This is a genomic window from Anaerostipes sp., from assembly GCF_018381315.1.
Taxonomy (GTDB): domain Bacteria; phylum Bacillota; class Clostridia; order Lachnospirales; family Lachnospiraceae; genus Anaerostipes.
Window position 1 is genome coordinate 61,676 of the sequence record NZ_JAGZSD010000015.1, and the last position, 22,046, is coordinate 83,721.

Below are 22,046 nucleotides of genomic sequence, written 5' to 3' on the forward strand. Positions count from 1 at the left end.
AGGAAATTATGTTAGATATTAAATTTGTGAGAGAAAACCCGGATGTAGTGAAACAGAACATAAAAAATAAGTTTCAGGACCGTAAACTGCCGTTAGTGGATGAGGTTTTAGAATTAGATGAGAAGAACCGGGAGATCAAGCAGGAGGTCCAGTCACTCAGAGCCAATAGGAATAAAATATCCAAACAGATTGGCGGTTTAATGGGACAGGGGAAAAAGGACGAGGCTGAACAGCTCAAACAGCAGGTAGCCGACCAGGCAGGCCGTATTGAGGAACTGACAGAAGAAGAAAAGCAGGTAGAAGAGAAAATCTTAAAAATTATGATGACTATTCCGAATATCATTGATCCTTCTGTTCCGATCGGAAAAGATGACAGTGAAAATGTAGAGATTGAAAAATTCGGTGAGCCTGCAGTACCGGATTTTGAAATTCCGTACCACACGGAGATTATGGAAAAATTTGATGGTATTGATCTGGACAGTGCAAGGAAAGTAGCAGGTCAGGGATTCTATTACTTAATGGGCGATGTGGCAAGGCTTCACTCTGCGGTAATATCTTATGCCAGAGACTTTATGATTAACAGAGGCTTTACTTACTGTGTCCCGCCGTTTATGATCAGAAGCAATGTAGTCACCGGTGTCATGAGCTTTGATGAAATGGACGCCATGATGTATAAAATAGAAGGAGAGGACCTGTATCTGATCGGAACCAGTGAACATTCCATGATTGGTAAGTTTATTGATACAATGATTCAGGAAGAAGAGCTTCCTAAGACACTTACCAGTTATTCTCCATGTTTCCGAAAAGAAAAAGGAGCCCATGGTCTGGAAGAAAGAGGCGTTTACAGAATTCATCAGTTTGAAAAACAGGAAATGATTGTTGTGTGCAGACCGGAAGAAAGTATGGACTGGTATGAAAAGCTGTGGAAAAATACCGTAGATTTATTCCGTTCTCTGGATATCCCGGTCCGCACACTGGAATGCTGTTCAGGAGATCTGGCTGACCTTAAAGTTAAATCTGTTGATGTGGAGGCATGGTCTCCGCGCCAGAAAAAATACTTTGAAGTGGGCAGCTGTTCCAATCTTGGAGATGCCCAGGCCAGAAGGCTGAAAATCCGTGTCAATGGAGAAAACGGCAAGTATTTTGCGCATACTTTAAATAATACTGTAGTGGCACCGCCCAGAATGCTTATCGCCTTTTTAGAGAACAATCTTCAGGCAGACGGCAGTGTGAGGATCCCTGAGGCACTTCAGCCGTATATGGGCGGTATGAAAGTCATTCAGTAAAGGATGTTATATGGAAAAGGCAAAGATCATTTTGGTCGAGGACAATTTAAAAATCCAGAAAGAACTGAGTGAGTTCCTGTGCCGTTACGGCTATCGTGTAAAAGCGCTCAATAACTTTGACAATATCGTGGATGATATCCTGGAGGAAGAAGCAGATCTGATTCTTTTGGATATTAATCTTCCGGTATATGACGGATACTATATATGCCGGGCAGTCAGAGAAAAATCGGAGATTCCGATTATTGTGGTTACAAGCAGGGACAGCGAAATGGATGAGCTTATGAGCATGAATCTGGGGGCGGATGATTTTATTGCAAAACCATATAATACCCAGATTCTCGTGGCCAGGATTTCTTCGCTTCTGAAACGCACAAAACATACAAAAGAAGAGTGGAATATTGCACATAAGGGACTGACGATAAACCTGTCCAACAGTACTGCGTGGCACGGAGAGAAGCATATTGAGCTGAGTAAAAATGAAGTAAAGATGCTTTCCGTGCTCATGAAGCAGAAAGATCAAATTGTGTCCAGGGATGAACTGATGGAAGAACTGTGGCAGTCCAATGAGTTTGTGGATGACAATACCCTGACTGTAAATATCAACAGGCTCAGAAAGAAGCTGGATTCTATCGGCCTTTCTGATTATATTGTCACTAAGAGAGGGCAGGGGTATCTGGTATGAGCATCCGGGCATTTTTAAAAGATAAGCTGTTATTTTTTGTACTGCAGCTGTTTTTTCTGACGTTTCTCGTATGGATGCTGCATTTATTCCATGCCACAGTGTTTTCTGTTATTTATCTGTTATGCTTATACTTTATTCTTCTGACACTGGCACTCGGCAATGAATACTTTAAGAAAAAGAATTTCTATGAAACGGCATTGAGCAGCATGGATGCATTGGATAAAAAGTTTATGCTGTCAGAACTTTTGGACAGGCCCGGATTTCTGGAGGGAGGCATTTTTTATGACTGTCTGACAGAATGCAATAAATCAATGTGTGATGAAGTATCAGAGTATAAAGTGTCTGCACAGGATTACAGAGAATATGTGGAGATGTGGATCCATGAGGTGAAAACACCCATTGCAGCTTCCAGGCTGATGATTGAAAATAATCCTTCCCAGGTCACAAAAGACATCAGTGATGAACTGGAGGAAGTGGAATACTATCTCGAACAGGCACTTTACTATTCCAGGAGCAATGGAGTAGAAAAGGATTATATTGTGAAACGTATGAACCTGAATACAATGGTGCAGGATGTGATAAAGAAAAATTCCAAACTTCTGATTCAGTCTAAGGTAAAAATCAGCCTTGATTGTTTGGATTATGATGTGTATACCGATGAAAAATGGATGGAATTTATTATCAAGCAGATTGTGATTAACTCGGTAAAATACCGCAAAGAAAATCCGGAGATAAGATTTGCAGCAGAAGAAGACAAGGATCATGTAACTCTATTGATCGGAGATAACGGTATCGGCATTTCCAGCAGAGACCTTCCAAAGGTCATGGAAAAAGGATATACAGGGACAACCGGAAGAAAATACGCTAAGTCAACCGGTATGGGACTGTATCTGTGCAGAAAACTTTCTGATAAGCTTGGAATTGGGTTTTCTATCCGCTCCATAGAAGGAGAGGGAACCCAGGTTAAAATTGAATTTCCCAAAAATTCTTTTGTCCATATGTAGAAAACCGCTGACAATATGTTCAGCGGTTTTTCTTTCTTTAATTCCTAATCCGGCTTATCCGGGTCCTCTACCTCCAGGTTCGGGCAGTCCTTAATATTCATTACCGGAGGGCGGAAAGGATAAAGATCCTCATAGGATTCAATTTCTGCTTCAGATACCGGTTTTGCGGGAATCAGCCCGGTGCAGTCAGTGGTAGAGCATGTGGAACACATATCAAAGATATTTTCATCAATTTCTTCGTTTGTCAGCTCTTTCTTCTTTTTCATGATCTCAACCTCCTTTTGGCATATAAATAGTATGGTTGGTCCATGAAAAAAATATCATTGGAATTTTAATTTCAATAATTTTCTTATTTGTCTAATAAGATTAAAGCAATGATCTCCAAATCCGTATCACCGATATTTTCTATTCCGTGTCCGCATCCGCTCATCGTATATGTAGTATCCCCTGCCTTTACTTCATATTCAGTGCCGTTGTCGTTGTACATGCCGCGGCCGGCTAAAATATGGTATGCTTCTCCTTCATCTTCATGGACATGGTATCCGAAAGAACATCCGGGCGGAATAATGATCTTGCCGAAAAGGCGGCTGCTGTCCTTCATCTCATCTTTTGTCAAAAAAGCAGTTTTTCTGATCGTTCCTTTTCCTCCCCTGGCATTCTCTACTGTCTCATACTTAACATCTTCGTTTTTTAAATACATGGCCTTACCTCCGTTTATGAATTGGTTATAGTATCAGTATAGAGGATTGTATTTAAAATTACAATCAATATGAAAGGTGACAAAAGTGTAAGTTTTGTGTAAGGCAGTTCGATGGATGGCCTTATGGAACAGTGATATAGTATGTATAACATAAAAAAAGCAAAGGAGTAATGGAATATGAAAACGGTATTAAAAGTTGAAAATATGGAAAAGTATTATGGGAACAAAGGGAATGTGACAAAAGCGGTGGACGGCATCAGCTTTGATGTGGAGAAAGGAGAATATATCGGAATTATGGGTGCGTCAGGAAGCGGAAAGACGACGCTGCTCAACTGTATTTCTACGATCGACAGAGTTACTTCAGGACATATTTTTATTGACGGAATGGATGTGACAAAGTTAAAGGGACGCCACCTCTCCCAGTTCCGGAGAGAACAGCTGGGTTTTATCTTTCAGGATTTTAACCTGCTGGATACGCTGACTGCTTATGAAAATATTGCACTGGCGCTGACTATTATGAAAACACCTGCAAAAGAGATTGAAGACAAAGTGAGATCTATTGCAGAGAGACTGATGATCACACAGGAGCTTCCTAAATATCCATACCAGCTGTCAGGAGGGCAAAAGCAGAGAGTTGCAAGTGCAAGAGCGATGGTAACGGACCCGTCTCTGATTCTTGCAGATGAGCCTACGGGAGCGCTGGACAGTAAGTCTGCAAGGATGCTGCTGGACAGTATGGAAACAATGAATACAGAAATGAATGCAACAATTCTTATGGTAACTCATGACGCATTTACGGCCAGCTACTGTAAACGTATTTTATTTATCAAAGACGGAAAAATCTTTAATGAGCTCGTAAGAGGAAGGGATTCCAGAAAAGACTTCTTTAACCGCATCATTGAAGTGGTGACATTGCTTGGAGGTGACAGTACAAATGTATTCTAAATTAGCTTTTGGAAATGTAAAGAAAAGTATAAAAGACTTTACGGTTTATTTTTTAACACTGACCTTTGGTGTCTGTCTGTTTTATGTATTTAACTCTATCGGAAGCCAGCAGGCTATGCTGAAAATGAATGAATCACAGAAAAGCATTATAGAAATGCTTCAGATGGCCATCGGCTCATTATCTGTATTTATCGCCGTGATTCTCGGTTTCCTTGTAATCTATGCCAACCGGTTTCTGATTAAGAGAAGGAAAAAGGAGCTGGGACTTTACCTGTGTCTGGGAATGGATAAACGCCAAGTGTCAAAAGTACTGATTATTGAGACCCTGTTTATTGGAGTTTTTGCATTGGCTGCAGGCCTTCTGGCTGGAGTGTTTTTATCTCAGGGACTTTCAGCGGTGACAGCCAAAATGTTTATGGTGGAGATGAAGGAATTTAGGTTTATTTTTTCCGGCGAAGCATTTATAAGGACTATCATTTACTTTGCAGTTATTTTCCTGATTGTTATGATTTTTAATGCATTCAGTATATCCAAGGTCAAGGTTATTGATCTTTTGACTGCAAGCAAAAAAAATGAATCTTTGAAGGTGAAAAAACTGGGAGTTTCTGTGGTGCTGTTTCTTATTTCTGTAGTATGCATCGGTTATGCATATTACTGTATTCAGGAAAACGGCATGATGGAAGTAGATTCTCAGTTCTGGATGAGTATTATTTTTGGGGCGGCAGGAACCTTTTTGTTCTTCCTGTCTCTGTCCGGTTTCTTTTTAAGAATTTTAAAGACAAATAAGAGATTCTATTACAGAAAGCTCAATATGTTTGTGTTAAGGCAGATTAACTCTAAAATTACAACAACCTTTGTCTCTATGACAATGCTCTGCCTTATGCTTTTGGTGGCAATCGGAGTATTTTCCACAGGAGCGGGTCTGGCAACAACCTTCGGAAATGATATGAAGAAAGCCACACCGTATGACGCGTCTTATGTAAGATATCTTTCTGAGGATGCCAAGGATTCTGAAATAAAGCTGAATATGAAGGAAGAGTTTAAGAAAAAGGGTATCGATATGAATGATTTCGTTGACAAATCATGTACCATTTATACCCGTATGTATGAGCAAGTAAAATTCAAAATATTTCTCAGCGGACGGGACAAATTAGTGGATTACCCAAAAAGCACAAAAAAACAAATGGAAAAATCAACTCCTGATATTATATCTTTATCCGATTATAATGAGTCCATGAGAAAACAGGGGAAACAGGCGATTCATCTTAAGTCAGATGAATATGCAGTGAACTGCAACTTTGAAAATATGCAGGCTTTATGGAAGGATTCCTGCAAAGACGGGGAGAAGATTAAAATAGGCGGAAAGACCCTTACACCGAAAAAAGACGTACTTGATAATACGTACTTTTCAGCATCTTCCATGCCTATGGATCTGGGTACCCTGATTGTGCCGGACGAAATTGCCCGGACGATTCCGGTAAGAACTATCATTTATAATTGTCAGATGAAAGGGGATGCAGACAAAAACAGCCATAAACTGAGTGCAGCCCTGGATAAAATTTATCCTCATCATACTGTGGAGCAGAGGAACCAGTCTCCGTATCACACTGCTATTTACAGAGTGGAGATGATTGAACAGAGTGCAGGTCTCAGCATGGTTATCACATATATTGCTATCTATATCGGAGCGGTGTTCCTTATCACCTGTGCGGCTGTGCTTGCACTGCAGCAGTTAAGTGAGAATTCAGACAATGTGGAGCGGTATAATCTTCTCAGAAAAATCGGAGCAGATGAACGGATGATCAATCATGCCATGCTTGCACAGATTGTGATTTACTTTATGGTACCTCTGAGTTTGGCGCTGGTACATTCATATATTGGTGTAAAGGTAGCCAGCAATGTCATATCAACTTTAGGCAATGTAAATGCACTAAACGGTATCTTAGCCTCCGGGGCAGCGATCCTTGTCATATACGGAGGATATATGCTGGCGACATATATGGGAAGCAAGGCAGTGATCAAAGAAAGAAATAAATAAATAAGCAGAAACATGATAACAATGAAAAGATAAATGAGAACAGCAGTGACTGACTGCTGTTCTTTTTTGTTTCATAGGAAAGAACGTCCTATGAAACAAAAAGCACTCCGTGCAGGATGCGCACAAATGCACAGAGAAATTATTTGCCTGTGGCAAATCGCATTTGGCGCGCAAAGTGAACAGGCCCCTCAAAGAATGAGGGGTTGGGGAGCTGAGGTGGGCATGCCACTTTGTTTTGAATGAAAATGAATGAATATGATTGACTTTGAATGAAATTGTGATATAATTAGGAAAAAGAGGTGATGAAATGCTGCCAGATGAACGATTTCGAAAGATTTTAGAGCTGATCAGAATAAACAGATCTGTAACGGTACAGGAACTGGTGAAGCAGATCGGAATTTCTGAGTCAACGATCCGCAGGGACCTGACCGCACTGGATAAAAAAGGACTTCTTAATAAGGTACATGGAGGGGCTACTGCACTGGATGCAGGCCTTAACATGGAAGAAGCAGTTGCGAATAAATCTTTAAAAAATGTGGATGAAAAGCGCAGAATTGCACAATACTGTGCAGGGATTATCAGGCCGGATGACTTTATTTATCTGGATGCGGGAACAACCACTGAGATGATGATTGAATTTTTGACAGAAAAGAAGGCCTCTTATGTAACCAACGGCATTTCCCATGCCAAAAAGCTCATGGACTGCGGGTTTAAGGTGTATCTGATCGGGGGAGAACTCCGGGCGGTGACGGAAGCCATTGTCGGAGCTGAGGCTTTGGAAAGTCTGAGAAAGTATAACTTTACCAAAGGATTTTTCGGTGTCAACGGTATCTCAAAGCGGAGCGGATTTACAACTCCGGACGTAACGGAGGCATTGGTAAAGAAAACGGCGCTTGAACATTGTCTGGATGCTTATATCCTGGCGGATTCATCCAAATTCCGCACAGTTTCAGCAGTCAGCGTAGCGGCTCTGGACCAGGCCCTTATTGTAACAGGGAAGTTAGAAGATCAAAGCTTTTTAAACTATGCAGTCATCAAGGAGGTATTAGAATGATTTACACAGTAACTTTTAACCCGGCGATTGATTATGTCATCAAGGTGGATGATCTGACTCTGGGAAAGGTAAACCGTACCACAAGAGAGGATATGTACTGCGGAGGAAAAGGAATCAATGTTTCCAACGTACTGGCTAATTTAGGGATCGACAGCGTAGGATTTGGATTCATCGCAGGATTTACGGGAGATGCCATTGAGACAGGGGCAAAGCAGCTGGGATTTAAGCCTGATTTTATCCGCCTCAGGGAAGGCATGACAAGGATCAATGTAAAGATCAAGTCAGATGAAGAAAGCGAAATCAACGGACAAGGACCGGACATCCATGAAGATGAGCTGGAAATGATGTATCAGAAGCTGGATACTTTAAAGGACGGTGATATTCTGGTTCTGGCCGGAAGTATTCCGAATACTCTTCCGGAAGATGTCTATGAAAAGATCATGGAAAGGCTTCAGGACAGAAAGATACAGATCGTTGTGGATGCAACGAAAGATCTGCTGTTAAACGTGCTTAAATACCATCCGTTCCTGATCAAACCGAATAACCATGAATTAGGAGAGATGTTCGGAGTTGAGTTAAAGAACAATGAAGAGATCATTGAATACGGAAAGAAGCTTCAGGAAAAGGGTGCAAGGAATGTATTGATTTCCATGGCCGGAGACGGAGCTATCCTGATTACGGAAAAAGGAGACGTACACATTTCACCTTGTCCGAAGGGAGAAGTGAAAAACTCTGTGGGGGCAGGAGATTCTATGGTTGCAGGCTTCCTGACCGGATACCTGAAAAACGGGGATTATAAAGAGGCACTGAAGATGGGCATTGCCACAGGAAGCGCAAGTGCATTTTCTGAGGATCTGGCTACAAAAGAAAAGATTATGGAATTATATGAGCAGTTATAATTAATCTGCGATCAGCTGGTTTATGACCGGACAAGTGAGGAACATAAATATATAAGAATAAATTGCAGAGAAAACAAGGTATGGAAATTTACATGCCTTGTTTTTTTCATTTTTTTGTGAAAGAAAATGTATCAGTGTCATTTCTTTTCACAAAAGATGAAATACCTCAAACTGTTTTTCAAAGAGTATGGATGATATACTCAAAACATAGATGAGGTGATAATTATGAACAAGAGATCTCGGGAAATCTTATCTACTCTGATTCAGAAAAAAGAATATGGGCAGGCATCCTATATGAAAGAGCTTGCAGAGCAGTTTGGAGTGTCCACAAGGACCATCCGGAATGACTTGGAGCAGATTAATGAATTTCTTAATAAGAACCAGCTGTCCGGAGTAAGTCTTAAAAGACAGGGACTCATTGAGACAGGAGAAGATATGGAGCAGGCACGGAAGTATCTTTTCCGGGATGATTTTTACTCTTACAAGCTGGAGAAAAATGAAAGAAAAATATTTATGGCAACACTGCTGATCTGTGAAAAAGACTACCGGACGATTTCAGATCTGGCAGACTGCATGTATGTGAGCCGGTCCACAGTCATCCAGGACTTGGATGCACTGAAAGCATTTTTAAAAAAGCACAAGCTTTATGTTGTTTCCCATTCCAACAAGGGATTGATTTTAGAAGGGGAGGAAAAAAATAAAAGATTACTGCTGCTCTCCATGGTGAAAAGCAATGAATCTGTCTACCGTGAGGCACCGGTTTTTGAGAGGCTGATCGGCTCGCTTAAGGAAGAGAGCCGGGTAGATATGGAAGACTTAAAGACAATGGAAAAGGTGATCAATCTGGCGGAACATTTCTCCGGAAGGTTTCTCACAGATACCTCTTTTACTAATCTTAAATACTTTCTGCTGTTAAGTCTGTACCGCATGAGGCTTAAGATGTATGCAGAGCAGGACGGCAAGAAAAACAGCAAATATGAGATGGCTGGATACATATTAAAGCAGCTCAGCGATTTTGCAGGCATTCAGGTAGAAGAAGACGAGATTAAGTTTCTCAGCAGAGTCTTAAATGAAATGCGTTATATTAAAAAGACTACCAGCAATCAGGAAATTGTAAAGATGCAGGTGATTACAAGAACTTTTATTGAGCATGTGTCTTTTGACATTGACCTGAATTTACAGGGAGATTATATTTTCTATGAAAATCTGATCAATCATCTGGAATCCATGTTTTCATCGGCTATCCAGGACAATACAGTCAACTCAGTGGTGACGGAAGTATTGGAGCGTTATCCCAGGATTCAGGAAGCAGTGCAGAACAACGTATCAGTTCTGGAAGATTATATCGGACGGAAACTGAATGAAGTGGAGATTTCATATATTGTAGTGCATATCTGCGCTGCCATTGAACGGAATAAAAATTCTACAGAGCGTTACTCCGTGATTCTTGTGTGCAGCGGAGGGATAGGTACTTCCCAGCTTTTGCTGGCCAGACTGAAAAAGTATTTTAACTTTAATGTGTGTGATATTATACCGGCACATGATCTTAAAAATGCAGACATTGACCAGGCTGATGTGATTATTTCCACCGTGGCGCTGGATACGGACATGGAATATATTCAGGTTGATCCGCTGTTAAATGATGAGGACTGTATCAATGTGGGGAAAAAGCTTTCACGGCTGAAAGGAAATCATAAAGCTGCCGCAGAACCAAAGGTCAAAGAAAAGCCTGAGGCGGCACATATGAAGCGGATCAAAGAAATTCTTGCATCAGATACGGCTCCGCAGGAAATGGTCTTTCAAATCGAAGAGGTTGTGAATGAGTATTACCACAAAGAGGTGAGCCTGCCGCTGTTAGCCATGCTTCCCGGGGAGGCAGTGAGATTAAATGTAAGCTGTAAAAGCTGGCAGCAGGCTATCAGGGAGTCTGCCGGGTATCTGCTTGAAAATGACTGTATTGAGGAAAGGTACATAAGTTCCATGATAGAAAATGTGGAAAAAAACGGGCCATATATTCTCGTGGCACCGGGATTTGCCCTGCCTCATGAGGCATTGAATGCAGGGGCTAAGAAGGCAGGAATGAGTCTGATCCGGCTCGAACAGCCTGTGGTATTCGGAAAGCCTGAATTTGATCCGGTAGAGTGGGTCTGCTGCCTAAGCGCTATCAACAAAGAAACCCACTTAAAGGCAATGTTTCATCTTGTAAACCTATTTCATAACCAGAAGTTCAGAGATGAAATACGGTGTGCGGGAAGCGGCCGGGAAGTCTATAATGCGATCAAACGATATGAATATGAAATGAGGTAATGTAGCATGATTTGGGAAGATTTAAAAGAAGAACTGGTGCTCCCGGGCCTTGAGGCCGAAAGCTCCGGGGAGGTCTTTGAACGTCTGGGCAGGACATTGATAGAAGAAGGATTCTGCAGGGAATCTTATATCGACGCTTTAAAGGCAAGGGAAAAAGATTTTCCAACAGGCGTCAATATGGGAGGGGTGGGAATCGCCATTCCCCATACAGATAAAAGCCATGTGTATAAAGGAGCTGTGGCTATTGGAGTATTAAAAAAGCCAGTGAAGTTTTACCAGATGGGAACAACCGATGAAGTTGTCATGGCGAGGCTTATTTTTATGCTTGCAGTGGACGATCCGGAAGAACATCTCGTATTTTTACAGAGGATCCTGCAGATACTTCAGGATTCAGAGACACTGAAAGAATTGACAGAATGCACGAAGAAACAGGACGTTATCCGAATAATAAAAGAAAAAGAACAGTCACTTTCCTGAAAAGGAAATATGAAAGGAGATTCATTATGTCAGTTGTAAATATTTTATCCGTATGCGGATCAGGAACCGTAACTTCATCTATGGTAGCTGCAAAGCTGAAAGAAAAATTAGGGGAAAAGGGATACTCTGTTTCCACCACAGAGGCAAGGCCTACAGAGGCTTTGAATCTTGCCCAATCCGGAAGATTTGATATTCTGGCCCATACAAGTCCTCTCCCGGACGGAGATTATGGAATCCCTCAGGTCAATGCCTTCGCGTGCATCACCGGCATGGGTGAGGAAGAATTTTTTGACCAGATCGTGGAGGCACTGAAGTCTGTCGGAAAGTAAACAGGAAATGAAACGGAGGAAATACATATGGAAGCAGTTCTTACAATACTGAAATCAATTATCGACAACTTCGGATCAGCTATTATCGTACCATTTATTATTTTTATCATTGCATTGATATTTAAAGTAAAAGTTCAGAAAGCATTTTTATCGGCACTTTATGCAGGTGTATCCCTGATGGGATTTACCTTAATCCTGGGTGCATTTACACCGATCATCACACCGATGGTCAAGAATATGTCACAGGTTATGGCAGGGGTCACAGGGGTTAATTTAAATACCTTTGATGTAGGATGGCAGGCCACCTCCGTGGTTGCCTTTGCAACCAGCGCAGGCATGATTTATCTGGGACTGGGAATCCTTCTGCAGACGATCCTGTTTCTTGTGAAGTGGACCAATATTTTTCAGCCGTCCGATCTTTGGAATAACTATTCATACATTGTCTGGGGAGCTATGGTTATTTTTAAAACTCATAATTTCCTTCTCGGAATCGCGTGTATGATCCTTTTAAATCTGTACAGCCTTCTTATATCAGAGTTAGTTGCCAAGCGGTGGTCCAAGTATTATAACTATCCGAACTGTACGATCATTGCCATGCACAATGTGGAACCTGCGATTTTTGCGATTTTGTTTGATCCGGTTTTAAATAAGCTTGGGTTCAGCAAATTAAAGCTCAATCCCAAATCGATTGAAAAGAAAATCGGATTCCTGGGAGAGCCAATGACACTTGGATTTTTCCTCGGAATGTTTATCGGTATCCTTGGAAGTGTGAATAAACTGGGAACCATAGCAGGATGGGGAGATATTTTGGAAGCTGCGATTGCAACCAGTGCCGTTATGGCCATCTTTCCTAAAATCGCCAGCATGTTTGCCCAGGCATTTGCACCGATCACAGAAGCGGCAAGAAAATTTATGGGCAAGGCAGGAGACAGGGAATGGTATATTGCAGTCAATGATGCTGTGGGATATGGAGAACCTGCAACTCTTACAAGCGGGCTTCTGCTGATCCCGATTATGATCGTAGTCTCTACCATCCTTCCGGGCAACCAGGTGCTTCCGGTTGTGGATCTCCTGGCAATCCCATACATGGTGCAGGGTCTGGTAGCAGTTTATAAAGGGAACATGTCCAAGATTCTTGTGGCAGGAACAATCTGGTTCAGCTTAGGCCTTTTGATGTGCACCTATACAGCTCCGTTGTTTACACAGGTGGCAATGTCCGCAGGCTTTGCGATTCCGGCAGGAGCAGCCATGATTACCAGTTTTAACATTCTTGGAAAACCAATGCTTGGTTTTGTCTTCCTGGCTTTCCTCTCCGGAAATCCTGTCTTTATCGCCATAGCAGTGGCAGTTTATGCGGCAATGTTTGCAGTATTTAAATTAAAAAACAAGGAGATCGTAGCTTACTTAGACCGTCAGGCAGAGAAAAATGAATCAGTGGAAGAAGCAGGGGTGTAGTGTATGAAAGTAGATGTAAAAGAGTTTCTAAAGCCGTGCAGCTGCGGCAGAAAACATGAGATTGCAGTAGATGATATGATTATAGAAAAAGGCGCAGTTTCAAAGCTTCCTGAGATTCTTGCAAGAGATGCATATAAGAAGTTTCAGAATATTGTAATGATCTGTGATGAAAATACATATGAAGCAGCAGGAAAAACCGTGGAACGTCTGGTACCGGGACTGAAAAAAGCAGTTCTTGACCCTGAAAACCTTCATGCCGATGAACACGGAGTGGAGGCAGCCCAAAATCAGCTTGACAGAATAGGGGACGTGGATCTGATGATTGCCGTGGGTTCTGGTACGGTTCATGACATTACAAGATACCATGCCTATGAGAGGAAAATTCCATTCTTCTCTGTACCTACAGCAGCCAGTGTAGACGGTTATGTCTCCACGGTGGCTGCCATGACATGGCACGGGTTTAAAAAGAGTTTTACGGCTGTGTCTCCGGCTGTTGTGATCGCGGACACTGATATTTTCAGCAAAGCGCCTATGCGCCTTACTGCTTCCGGGGCTGCGGACCTGCTGGGAAAATATACGGCTCTGGCGGACTGGAAGATCACACATATTTTAACAGGGGAATATATCTGTGAAGAGATCTGTGAGATGGAATATAAAGCACTGGATGCACTGAAAAACAGTCTTTCCGGTCTGGCACAAGGAGATGCTGCGGCTTATGAGGAGCTTATGTACGGACTTCTGCTCTCCGGCCTGGCGATGCAGATGACAGGGAACTCCCGGCCGGCTTCCGGAGCAGAGCATCATATGTCTCATCTGTGGGAGATGGAAGTGCTGAATGATTATATAGATTATTACCATGGAGAAAAGGTAGGCGTGGGGCTGATTCTGGCTTCAAAAATCTATCACAAAGCAGCAGAAAAAATGCGCAGTGAAACATTTACAGTGAAAAAATCTATGCCTGTGGAAGAGGAACTGATCCGGGTGAATTTTACCAAACTTGGTATGTATGAGTCCATCATGGAGGAAAATACACCGAATCTGCTGGAAGAGATTGATTCCAAAAAGCTTCTGGATAAAAAGAATGAGATCGCGGCTGTCATCGATGAGATCCCTTCTGCCGGGGAACTCACCGAAATGCTTGCCAAGGTGGACGGGGTCAGATCCTTAGAGGATCTTGGATTTGATGAGAGCTTCCAGGAAAAGACCGCAAGGCTGTCTCCTTATGTGAGAGCCAGAATCACTTTTATGAGGCTTCTCAAGTTTTATAGTTTTTATGAAGAAGTAATCAAGAATTAGGGAGGGCACAAGATATGCTGGAAGAATTAAAACAGCAGGTTTATGAGGCAAATATGGAGCTTCCCGCAAAGGGGCTGGTTACCTATACCTGGGGAAACGTAAGCGGAATTGACCGTGAGCAGGGGCTGTTTGCAATCAAGCCAAGCGGTATTGCCTATGAGGACCTGAAACCATCTGATATGGTAATTATGAATTTAAACGGAGAGCGGGTGGAGGGAGATTATCATCCGTCCTCCGATACACCGACCCATCTGGAGCTTTATAAAGCATTTCCCCAGGTGGGAGGGATTGTCCACACTCACTCTGCCTGGGCAGCCTCCTGGGCGCAGGCCGGCAGGCCGATCCCATGTTACGGAACCACACATGCAGATTATTTTTACGGAGAGATCCCGTGTGCCAGAAGTCTGACACCGGAAGAGATCGAAACCGAATATGAGAAGAATACAGGACTTGTCATAGTTGAGACATTTCAGGGGATGAATCCATCCTATGTTCCGGGAGTGCTGTGTACAAACCACGGACCGTTTTCCTGGGGAAAGGATGCAGAGGAGGCAGTGCACAATGCTGTCGTGATGGAAGAGGTGGCAAAAATGGCTGCCAGGACAGAGCAGCTGAAGGCAGAAGCAGCCGAGGCGCCCAAAACCATTCAGGATAAGCATTTTTTCCGGAAACACGGACCCAATGCCTACTACGGAAACGCCGGAAAGTGAGGGATTATGTTAGAAAACATTAAGACTTTTGTGTTGGATATGGACGGAACGATTTATCTTGGAAATGAACTGTTTCCGTTTACGAAGGACTTTCTTTCCAGAGTGGAGAATACGGGCAGAAAATTTTATTTTTTCACAAATAATTCTTCCAAGAGCCAGCAGGCCTATATTGAAAAGCTTGCAGATATGGGGATCCGCGCAGATAAGGAACAAATGATGATCTCAAGCCATGTAATGATAGAGTATCTTCAGAGGAATCATGCGGGCAGGAGTGTGTATGTGGTCGGGACTCCGTCACTGGTTAATGAATTTAAAAGGTTTGGCATACCGCTGGCAGAAGAAGACCCTGATATTGTGATATTGGGATTTGACACGACACTTACTTATGAAAAGCTGTCGAAAGCCTGCCATTATATCCGGAACGGCTGTATCTATTATGGGATCAATCCTGATTTAAACTGCCCCATGGAGGGAGGCACTTTTATACCGGACTGCGGTTCTATGGCTAAGCTTGTGGAGGCTTCGACCGGAAGATATCCGGAGTTCTTTGGGAAACCATCTGAACATACATTGGACTATATTGTGCGGAAGACTGGATGCCGCCAGGAAGAGATCGCTGTCGTTGGAGACAGGCTCTATACAGACATTGCAGTGGCAGACGGGAGTCATGTGACATCCGTTCTTGTACTGAGCGGAGAGAGCACTGCAGAGGATGCGGAGAAAAGTAATGTAAAGCCGGATCTGATTGTGAAGGATTTAAGCGAAATCACGAAAGAACTGAATGAGTGAAAAAGCCCCGGGCGTTTGAATGGCGTCCGGGATTTTTGTGTGAAGAGAAAGAGGAAGTAAATTCTGCTCCTTTCCTTTTGCCAGATCATATGCTATCCTTTTGGGTAAAGAAAAGGTATTTAAAAATTTATCCTGCATTCGGGGATATCAGGCAGGGGGATCAGGATCTATGGAAGAAAAACAGAGAATCCGTCAACAGATCAAAGAAAAAACAGAAAAGTTATCCACAGAGTATCTGCGGATGTCAGAAGAAGAGATACAGAGAAAAGTCTTAACACTTCCGGAGTTTAAAAAGGCAGAGACTGTTTTTTGTTATGTGTCCGCAGGCAGAGAAGTATCCACAAACCAAATTTTATCCGAGTGCTTCCGGCAGGGAAAAAGAGTGGGAGTCCCGCTGTGTACGGCACCGGGTATTATGGAGGTGAGGGAGATTACCTGTATGGACCAGCTGGAGGATGGTATCTATGGTCTTAGGGAACCCAAAAGAAATACACCTCCTGTTGAAAAAAAGGAGATCGATCTGGGGATTATTCCGTGTGTTTCGGCAGATCTGTGTGGAAAACGTTTGGGACACGGAGCAGGGTATTATGACCGGTATCTGTGTGATACAGATTTTTTGAAAGTTCTTTTATGCAGAAGGAAACTGTTATGGAATGATATACCTTCCGACAGCCATGATGTGCCAATGGATCTTGTGGTCACGGAATAAAGATGCCGTAAAAAAGAAGTCTTTGAAAAGAGGTGGAGCTTTGATACGATTTGATATAAACCAAAATCTGAAAGAAGTTTTTGAAAATGGGCAGCTGCCGACGATGGTCTATATTTCCAGACAGGAGAGTACGCCGGAAAAGATCAGCCGTCCGCTCCACAGCCATGAATCTATCTGTGAACTGCTGCTTGTATATAAAGGGACAGGTACATATCAGGTGGGGACAAATATTTATCCTATAGAAGAAGGCTGCATGGCCTATTATAATCAGGGAGATCTTCACGAGATTGCCACTGCTGAAAAAACAAATATCGGGCATTACTGTATCGGTATTACAAATCTTTGTTTAAGGGGATTGGAGCGGAATCAAATGGTTCCTGACGGAGGCCCTTTTATAAGGCATGCAGGTTCCCTGTTTCCGTTTCTAAAAACCATGTGCGATCAGATTTATATGATGGAGGAAATGAATCCGGCAGGGCAGCTGGCCTCACAGCTTTTCTGTGCATCTATGGTTGTCATTGCAAATCAGCTGGAAACCTTCCCCCAGGCCATGGCTGCGAAGACAGAGGAAGAAGAATTCATTTCAAGGATTCTTAATTATCTGAATGACCACTTTACAGAGGAACTCAATCTGGAAAGGATTGCTGAGGACATGCATTGTTCTGCCACTTATGTGTCTCACAGTTTTAAAAAGGCTACAGGCATGACACCGATCAATTATATTATCCGCAGGAGAATCGGGCTTGCACAGACAATGCTGATCTCTACTGATCTTACGGCTACAGAGATTGCCACCATGGTTGGATATGACAATACCAATTACTTCAGTACGCTGTTTACGAAAACTGTTGGAATGACGCCGATCCGGTATCGGACAATGTATCTGGATAAATTGAGGGGAAGAAGGGATCAGTCATAAAAATAGCCATATGACTGGAGGAAACCTATGAAAAAAATATTATTAACTGCAGTTGCGGTTATTTTGTTTCTATGTATATTAGTTTTTTGCAAAAAATATTTTATAAACGAAACACCTCAGGCTGATGGGGAAGTAATCAGAAACTGTAAAATATATTTATGGAAGCAGAAGCCGATAAACTTTTTTAAAATAGATTTTCAATATGTTACTGTAAGAAAAGCAGTCAAACAGGACTATGAGCAGGCCGAATCAGTTACAGCAGATGCCAAACCAGTGGAAGGAGATATAACCGTTCAGATTGGAAATACGCAGGGGAATGATTTCAGAATACTTCTACTGGATTCTGCATCTAAAATAATAGTAGGAGAAATACCAATTAAATAATCAGGAAAGTTTATAGTTGAAGAAGATCCTTTGGTTATGTGATATGCCTCAGGATCTTTTTTCGTTTCATAGAAAAGTGCATCCCATGAAATAAAAAAATCCTGAGGCATGATATAGGAGAAGCTATTTCTGAGCTGCAATACATATTGTTTGTCTGCCGTCTTCATATAAACTTCCTGCAATATCACCGTAAACTGTTATGCTGCTGAATCCGGCGTCCATTAATTCACTTTTTATTTCTTCCAATGTAAATGTATGTTCCCAGACATTATATAAGGAGATATCATTCTCAGTGACAACAGCGTATTGGTTTAAAAAAGTCTGATCCTCATCATAACGATAAAAGGAATGAAGCGTTAAACTTAATTTTTCACTCCAAAAGCCGTTTTCACAAATGTCCCAGTCCTTACTTTCTTTCATATCTCTATATTTTAAGGGTGTAAAAATGTCAAATAAGAAAACTCCATTAGGCAGCAAAGAGGCATAAATCTTTGATAATAATTTCTTTCTGGAAGCATGGGGAAGAACGCCCAAATCGCAGTATATAAGTGTTATTAAGTTATATTGGGAATAAAAATCAAACTTGGTATAGTCCCCTTTAAAATAATGAATATTTTTCTTATTTTCACAGGCAGTATTTCTTGCATAAGCAATCGATCTGCCTGAGAGATCTATGCCGGAAACATCGTAGCCATGATCATAAAACAATTCAGTATATATTCCCGGTCCGCACCCTAAATCCAGCAATGACGTATATCTTTCAGGGGGAAAAGTTTCAGATATCCATTTGACTGATGATTTTACAAATTCTATTTCTCTTGTAGCAGAATTTAAATCTTTCTTTAAATGTGCCTTAAGCATACTCTTGGAAACGTAATCATCATCCCATATATTTTTTTCACTTTGCTCAAATAAACTTGGTTTGTTTTTTACTAGTTTCAGTAAATCTTTCATATGTTTTGTCCTTTCATAATCTTTTCTGCGCAACAACTAAATCTGCATTCACAGATTTTATATATGTTTGATTATTTCTGATTTCCACGTTTCATTTGTGCCGCTGATTATACAGCAGTAAATGCGCCGGACAAAACCATCTCCTTTTTATCTGTAGTGTTTCAATTATATAGCATATGTACAGGATAGTGAAGTTTTACTATCGGTTTTTCATAAAGGATCCAGTTTTCCAATATGGCGCTTTTACGGTGCCGCAGGCCTATAATTGGGGATTGCGGGAATATACAGATCTGTTTCTTTTCTTGAAAATCAATACAGTTTAGCAAAGGCACACACATCTTTTTTTCTCTAAAATATTAATTACAGAAAGCGATAATGAACAAACAAAACAGGAGGTTTTAATATGAGTATGAATATCTGCGGAGCTCCTTGCTGCTGGGGCGTGGATGATGTAAAAAATCCTTATCTGCCGCCGTGGCAGAGAGTGCTTAAGGAGGCAGGGCAGGCGGGCTACCGGGCGATTGAACTTGGACCTTACGGATATCTTCCCATTGATGTAAAAGCAGTTTCCGAAGAACTGGAAAACAATAAACTGTCAATTGTTGCAGGAACCATTTTTGATGATCTTTTAAGTGAAGAGAATTATGAAAATGTACTGAGACAGACAGAAGAAATATGCTCTCTTGTGACAAAGCTCCCGCCGCTTCCCGTACATGACGGACAGCATTTTGCCGCACCGTATATGACGATTATGGACTGGGGACATGATGAGAGAGATTATGCGGCAGGACATCCTGACAAGGCACCCCGGCTTTCCGATGATGATTGGGCCAGGATGATGAATCATATCAGGGGAATCTGCAAAAAGGCAAAAGAATACGGAGTCCGTCCGGTCATCCATCCTCATGCAGGAGGCTACATTGAATTTGCAGATGAAATTGAGGCAGTGGTAAGAGATATTCCTTATGAACTGGCAGGACTTTGCCTGGATACAGGACATCTCTATTACTCTGGCATGGATCCGGCGGAATGGCTGAAAAAATATGCTGACCGTTTGGACTATGTTCATTTTAAAGATGTGGATGAAAAGGTTTACAGGGAAGTGCTGGGAGAACACATCCGCTTCTTTGAAGGATGTGGAAAAGGTGCCATGTGTCCGATCGGAAAAGGTGCGCTGGACTATCCGGGAATTAAGCAGGCATTAGAGGATATAAATTATAACGGATACATTACCATTGAGCAGGAACGCGACCCGAGAAATTCTGACACCAGTCTTCGGGATGTAAAAGAAAGTGTTACATATTTAAAAAGTGTAGGATATCAGATTTAAATTCATAAAAGGAGATAAAAGCTATGTATTATGGAGAAAAGAAAATTGAAAAACCAATCCGCTGGGCTATGGTAGGTGGAGGCAAGGGAAGCCAGATCGGTTATATCCACCGTTCCGCTGCAATGAGAGACTTTAATTTTGACCTGGTGGCAGGGGCGTTTGACATTGACCCTGAGAGGGGAAAAGAGTTTGGAAAGCAGCTTCATGTTGAAGAAGACAGATGTTATCCTGACTATAAAACAATGTTTGCAGAGGAGGCAAAGAGGGCAGACGGAATCCAGGCAGTTTCCATAGCCACACCAAACGGAACACACTATGAAATCACAAAAGCAGCCCTTCTTGCCGGTCTTCATGTTGTCTGTGAAAAACCGCTCTGTTTTACCGCCAAAGAGGCAGAAGAATTGGAGGAATTGGCAGCAAAGCAGAACAAAATCGTAGGCGTAACCTATGGATATGCCGGACATCAGGTGATAGAAGAAGCACGTCAGCTGATTGCATCAGGAAAATTAGGAAAGATCCGTATTGTCAGCATGCAGTTTTCCCATGGTTTCCACAATGTGGCTGTAGAGAAAAACACAGCGTCTACTAAATGGCGTGTGGACCCGAAAGTGGCGGGGCCGTCTTATGTGCTTGGTGATGTGGGAACTCATCCTCTCTATCTGTCCGAAGTTATGCTTCCGGATATGAAGATTAAACGTCTGATGTGCAGCAGGCAGTCTTTTGTAGAATCCAGAAAACCGCTGGAAGATAATGCTATGACCATCATGGAATATGACAATGGAGCAGTGGGATATGTGTGGTCCTGCTGTGTAAACTGCGGCTCTATGCATGGACAGAAAATCCGTGTGATCGGAGAAAAAGCATCCATTGAATGGTGGGATGAACACCCGAATCAGCTTACTTATGAAGTGCAGAATGAACCTGTGCGTGTATTGGAAAGAGGAATGGGGTATCTGGCACCCTCAGCTTTGGAGGAAGACCGGATTGGTGCAGGACATCCGGAAGGTTTATTTGAGGCATGGAGCAACTTGTACAGCCGGTTTGCACAGGCTATGGATGCATGTGACAGAGGGGAAGCTGTTGAATTCTGGTATCCTGATGTACATGCAGGGGCAGAAGGTGTGCGCTGGGTAGAGAACTGTGTGCAGTCTGCAGATCAGGGGGCACAGTGGGTAGATTACAAATAAGGAGCAGAAAAGATGAAAATAGCATTTGATGTTGACGTTCTGGCCAAGCAGATGGATATCAACCGGATGGTACACCAGGCGGCAGACTGGGGCTACAAGTATATTGAACAGTCTCCACATCCAAGAATCAATCCATTCTATAAGCATCCTCTGTTTTCCAGGGAATGTGAGGCAGAATACAGAAAAGCACTCAGAGAAACCGGCGTGGAAATCTCTTCTTTCATCGTAGTATACCGCTGGTCCGGCCCCACCGAAGAACAGAGACAGATGGCGGTTGCCAACTGGAAACGGATGATCGAGATTGCTGTGGATATGGGGGTTCCGGTGATCAACACGGAGCTTTCCGGAGACCCGAACCAGCAGGAAATCTGCAACGGCATGTGGTTTAAGTCCATGGAAGAGCTGCTGCCGATCATTGAGAGGGAAGGGCTCAGAGTGGAGATTCAGTCTCATCCGTATGACTTTTGTGAATTAAACAATGAGACCTGTGACCTGGTAAAATCTTTCCGTTCCCCGAACCTTGGATATGTGTATTCTTCCCCGCACGGATTCTTCTATGATGAAGGAAAAGGGGATGTGCGCTCCATGTTAA

Annotated in this window: 23 protein-coding genes; 20 read left to right on the top strand and 3 right to left on the bottom strand. The window is 42.4% G+C overall.

Annotation, left to right across the window (positions count from 1 at the left end; all coding sequences use genetic code 11):
• The first annotated feature begins 8 nt into the window (after positions 1 to 8).
• The 3 genes from serS to KH180_RS11815 are packed head-to-tail and all read left to right on the top strand — an operon-like array spanning position 9 to position 2,972.
• Positions 9 to 1,286 (top strand): serine--tRNA ligase, encoded by a 1,278-nt coding sequence (serS, locus tag KH180_RS11805; RefSeq protein WP_290760531.1) that lies wholly within the window; start codon positions 9 to 11, stop codon positions 1,284 to 1,286.
• A gap of 10 nt (positions 1,287 to 1,296) precedes the next feature.
• Positions 1,297 to 1,968 carry a response regulator transcription factor gene (locus tag KH180_RS11810; RefSeq protein WP_290760533.1) on the top strand — a complete coding sequence of 224 codons (672 nt, stop codon included), beginning with the start codon at positions 1,297 to 1,299 and terminating at the stop codon, positions 1,966 to 1,968.
• Positions 1,965 to 2,972 carry an ATP-binding protein gene (locus KH180_RS11815; protein ID WP_290760536.1) on the top strand — a complete coding sequence of 336 codons (1,008 nt, stop codon included), beginning with the start codon at positions 1,965 to 1,967 and terminating at the stop codon, positions 2,970 to 2,972. Before KH180_RS11810 ends, KH180_RS11815 begins: the two co-directional genes overlap by 4 nt.
• Before the next feature lie 44 nt (positions 2,973 to 3,016).
• Here KH180_RS11815 and KH180_RS11820 read toward each other — a convergent pair whose 3' ends face one another.
• Together KH180_RS11820 and KH180_RS11825 are read right to left on the bottom strand one after the other, a co-directional pair.
• Positions 3,017 to 3,238, bottom strand: coding sequence for a hypothetical protein (locus KH180_RS11820; RefSeq protein ID WP_290760539.1), 222 nt, complete (start codon positions 3,236 to 3,238; stop codon positions 3,017 to 3,019).
• Between the two features lie 83 nt (positions 3,239 to 3,321).
• Positions 3,322 to 3,672 carry a cupin domain-containing protein gene (locus tag KH180_RS11825; RefSeq protein ID WP_290760543.1) on the bottom strand — a complete coding sequence of 117 codons (351 nt, stop codon included), beginning with the start codon at positions 3,670 to 3,672 and terminating at the stop codon, positions 3,322 to 3,324.
• Positions 3,673 to 3,849: 177 nt separating this feature from the next.
• On the opposite strand from KH180_RS11825, the gene KH180_RS11830 reads away from it, so the two are divergent.
• The 14 genes from KH180_RS11830 (at position 3,850) to KH180_RS11895 (ending at position 17,983) form a co-directional block, all read left to right on the top strand.
• Complete coding sequence (locus KH180_RS11830) at positions 3,850 to 4,617, top strand: ABC transporter ATP-binding protein (RefSeq protein WP_290760546.1); 768 nt, start codon at positions 3,850 to 3,852, stop codon at positions 4,615 to 4,617.
• The gene (locus KH180_RS11835; protein ID WP_290760549.1) at positions 4,607 to 6,655 is read left to right on the top strand and encodes an ABC transporter permease; all 2,049 of its coding nucleotides are present in this window, start codon (positions 4,607 to 4,609) and stop codon (positions 6,653 to 6,655) included. Before KH180_RS11830 ends, KH180_RS11835 begins: the two co-directional genes overlap by 11 nt.
• Before the next feature lie 307 nt (positions 6,656 to 6,962).
• Positions 6,963 to 7,709: a DeoR/GlpR family DNA-binding transcription regulator gene (locus KH180_RS11840; protein WP_290760552.1), complete on the top strand. Its 747-nt coding sequence runs from the start codon at positions 6,963 to 6,965 to the stop codon at positions 7,707 to 7,709.
• Positions 7,706 to 8,608: a 1-phosphofructokinase gene (pfkB, locus tag KH180_RS11845; protein ID WP_290760555.1), complete on the top strand. Its 903-nt coding sequence runs from the start codon at positions 7,706 to 7,708 to the stop codon at positions 8,606 to 8,608. Before KH180_RS11840 ends, pfkB begins: the two co-directional genes overlap by 4 nt.
• A 225-nt stretch (positions 8,609 to 8,833) precedes the next feature.
• Positions 8,834 to 10,915, top strand: coding sequence for a BglG family transcription antiterminator (locus KH180_RS11850; protein WP_290760558.1), 2,082 nt, complete (start codon positions 8,834 to 8,836; stop codon positions 10,913 to 10,915).
• 6 nt (positions 10,916 to 10,921) lie between these two features.
• On the top strand, positions 10,922 to 11,392 hold the full coding sequence (locus KH180_RS11855; protein WP_290760561.1) for a PTS sugar transporter subunit IIA: 471 nt from the start codon (positions 10,922 to 10,924) through the stop codon (positions 11,390 to 11,392).
• 26 nt (positions 11,393 to 11,418) lie between these two features.
• Positions 11,419 to 11,721, top strand: a complete 303-nt coding sequence (locus tag KH180_RS11860; RefSeq protein WP_290760564.1) for a PTS sugar transporter subunit IIB — start codon at positions 11,419 to 11,421, stop codon at positions 11,719 to 11,721.
• A 27-nt stretch (positions 11,722 to 11,748) separates the two neighbouring features.
• The gene (locus KH180_RS11865) at positions 11,749 to 13,176 is read left to right on the top strand and encodes a PTS galactitol transporter subunit IIC (RefSeq protein ID WP_290760568.1); all 1,428 of its coding nucleotides are present in this window, start codon (positions 11,749 to 11,751) and stop codon (positions 13,174 to 13,176) included.
• 3 nt (positions 13,177 to 13,179) lie between these two features.
• The gene (locus KH180_RS11870; protein WP_290760571.1) at positions 13,180 to 14,472 is read left to right on the top strand and encodes a sn-glycerol-1-phosphate dehydrogenase; all 1,293 of its coding nucleotides are present in this window, start codon (positions 13,180 to 13,182) and stop codon (positions 14,470 to 14,472) included.
• A gap of 14 nt (positions 14,473 to 14,486) precedes the next feature.
• Positions 14,487 to 15,182 (top strand): L-ribulose-5-phosphate 4-epimerase, encoded by a 696-nt coding sequence (locus KH180_RS11875; RefSeq protein WP_290760574.1) that lies wholly within the window; start codon positions 14,487 to 14,489, stop codon positions 15,180 to 15,182.
• A gap of 6 nt (positions 15,183 to 15,188) precedes the next feature.
• Positions 15,189 to 15,971 (top strand): HAD-IIA family hydrolase, encoded by a 783-nt coding sequence (locus KH180_RS11880; RefSeq protein ID WP_290760576.1) that lies wholly within the window; start codon positions 15,189 to 15,191, stop codon positions 15,969 to 15,971.
• A gap of 169 nt (positions 15,972 to 16,140) precedes the next feature.
• Positions 16,141 to 16,680, top strand: a complete 540-nt coding sequence (locus tag KH180_RS11885; RefSeq protein WP_290760579.1) for a 5-formyltetrahydrofolate cyclo-ligase — start codon at positions 16,141 to 16,143, stop codon at positions 16,678 to 16,680.
• Positions 16,681 to 16,720: 40 nt separating this feature from the next.
• Positions 16,721 to 17,599: an AraC family transcriptional regulator gene (locus tag KH180_RS11890; protein ID WP_290760581.1), complete on the top strand. Its 879-nt coding sequence runs from the start codon at positions 16,721 to 16,723 to the stop codon at positions 17,597 to 17,599.
• Between the two features lie 27 nt (positions 17,600 to 17,626).
• Entirely contained in the window at positions 17,627 to 17,983 is a 357-nt protein-coding gene (locus KH180_RS11895; protein ID WP_290760583.1) for a hypothetical protein, read from the top strand.
• A gap of 123 nt (positions 17,984 to 18,106) precedes the next feature.
• Here KH180_RS11895 and KH180_RS11900 read toward each other — a convergent pair whose 3' ends face one another.
• Positions 18,107 to 18,937, bottom strand: a complete 831-nt coding sequence (locus KH180_RS11900) for a class I SAM-dependent methyltransferase (RefSeq protein ID WP_290760586.1) — start codon at positions 18,935 to 18,937, stop codon at positions 18,107 to 18,109.
• 403 nt (positions 18,938 to 19,340) lie between these two features.
• Here KH180_RS11900 and KH180_RS11905 point away from each other — a divergent pair, with 403 nt between their 5' ends.
• The 3 genes from KH180_RS11905 to KH180_RS11915 all read left to right on the top strand — a co-directional run.
• Positions 19,341 to 20,267 (top strand): sugar phosphate isomerase/epimerase family protein, encoded by a 927-nt coding sequence (locus KH180_RS11905; RefSeq protein WP_290760588.1) that lies wholly within the window; start codon positions 19,341 to 19,343, stop codon positions 20,265 to 20,267.
• Between the two features lie 23 nt (positions 20,268 to 20,290).
• Positions 20,291 to 21,454 (top strand): Gfo/Idh/MocA family protein, encoded by a 1,164-nt coding sequence (locus KH180_RS11910; RefSeq protein WP_290760591.1) that lies wholly within the window; start codon positions 20,291 to 20,293, stop codon positions 21,452 to 21,454.
• Positions 21,455 to 21,466: 12 nt separating this feature from the next.
• Positions 21,467 to 22,046: sugar phosphate isomerase/epimerase family protein (locus KH180_RS11915; protein WP_290760594.1), on the top strand; the 580-nt coding region annotated here is incomplete at its 3' end.

What these genes read in the sequence shown, in the direction of transcription:
- serS (WP_290760531.1), top strand. Translation starts at nt 9, where the DNA reads ATGTTAGATATTAAATTTGTGAGAGAAAACCCGGATGTAGTGAAACAG.
- KH180_RS11810 (WP_290760533.1), top strand. Translation starts at nt 1,297, where the DNA reads ATGGAAAAGGCAAAGATCATTTTGGTCGAGGACAATTTAAAAATCCAG.
- KH180_RS11815 (WP_290760536.1), top strand. Translation starts at nt 1,965, where the DNA reads ATGAGCATCCGGGCATTTTTAAAAGATAAGCTGTTATTTTTTGTACTG.
- KH180_RS11820 (WP_290760539.1), bottom strand. Translation starts at nt 3,238, where the DNA reads ATGAAAAAGAAGAAAGAGCTGACAAACGAAGAAATTGATGAAAATATC.
- KH180_RS11825 (WP_290760543.1), bottom strand. Translation starts at nt 3,672, where the DNA reads ATGTATTTAAAAAACGAAGATGTTAAGTATGAGACAGTAGAGAATGCC.
- KH180_RS11830 (WP_290760546.1), top strand. Translation starts at nt 3,850, where the DNA reads ATGAAAACGGTATTAAAAGTTGAAAATATGGAAAAGTATTATGGGAAC.
- KH180_RS11835 (WP_290760549.1), top strand. Translation starts at nt 4,607, where the DNA reads ATGTATTCTAAATTAGCTTTTGGAAATGTAAAGAAAAGTATAAAAGAC.
- KH180_RS11840 (WP_290760552.1), top strand. Translation starts at nt 6,963, where the DNA reads ATGCTGCCAGATGAACGATTTCGAAAGATTTTAGAGCTGATCAGAATA.
- pfkB (WP_290760555.1), top strand. Translation starts at nt 7,706, where the DNA reads ATGATTTACACAGTAACTTTTAACCCGGCGATTGATTATGTCATCAAG.
- KH180_RS11850 (WP_290760558.1), top strand. Translation starts at nt 8,834, where the DNA reads ATGAACAAGAGATCTCGGGAAATCTTATCTACTCTGATTCAGAAAAAA.
- KH180_RS11855 (WP_290760561.1), top strand. Translation starts at nt 10,922, where the DNA reads ATGATTTGGGAAGATTTAAAAGAAGAACTGGTGCTCCCGGGCCTTGAG.
- KH180_RS11860 (WP_290760564.1), top strand. Translation starts at nt 11,419, where the DNA reads ATGTCAGTTGTAAATATTTTATCCGTATGCGGATCAGGAACCGTAACT.
- KH180_RS11865 (WP_290760568.1), top strand. Translation starts at nt 11,749, where the DNA reads ATGGAAGCAGTTCTTACAATACTGAAATCAATTATCGACAACTTCGGA.
- KH180_RS11870 (WP_290760571.1), top strand. Translation starts at nt 13,180, where the DNA reads ATGAAAGTAGATGTAAAAGAGTTTCTAAAGCCGTGCAGCTGCGGCAGA.
- KH180_RS11875 (WP_290760574.1), top strand. Translation starts at nt 14,487, where the DNA reads ATGCTGGAAGAATTAAAACAGCAGGTTTATGAGGCAAATATGGAGCTT.
- KH180_RS11880 (WP_290760576.1), top strand. Translation starts at nt 15,189, where the DNA reads ATGTTAGAAAACATTAAGACTTTTGTGTTGGATATGGACGGAACGATT.
- KH180_RS11885 (WP_290760579.1), top strand. Translation starts at nt 16,141, where the DNA reads ATGGAAGAAAAACAGAGAATCCGTCAACAGATCAAAGAAAAAACAGAA.
- KH180_RS11895 (WP_290760583.1), top strand. Translation starts at nt 17,627, where the DNA reads ATGAAAAAAATATTATTAACTGCAGTTGCGGTTATTTTGTTTCTATGT.
- KH180_RS11900 (WP_290760586.1), bottom strand. Translation starts at nt 18,937, where the DNA reads ATGAAAGATTTACTGAAACTAGTAAAAAACAAACCAAGTTTATTTGAG.
- KH180_RS11905 (WP_290760588.1), top strand. Translation starts at nt 19,341, where the DNA reads ATGAGTATGAATATCTGCGGAGCTCCTTGCTGCTGGGGCGTGGATGAT.
- KH180_RS11910 (WP_290760591.1), top strand. Translation starts at nt 20,291, where the DNA reads ATGTATTATGGAGAAAAGAAAATTGAAAAACCAATCCGCTGGGCTATG.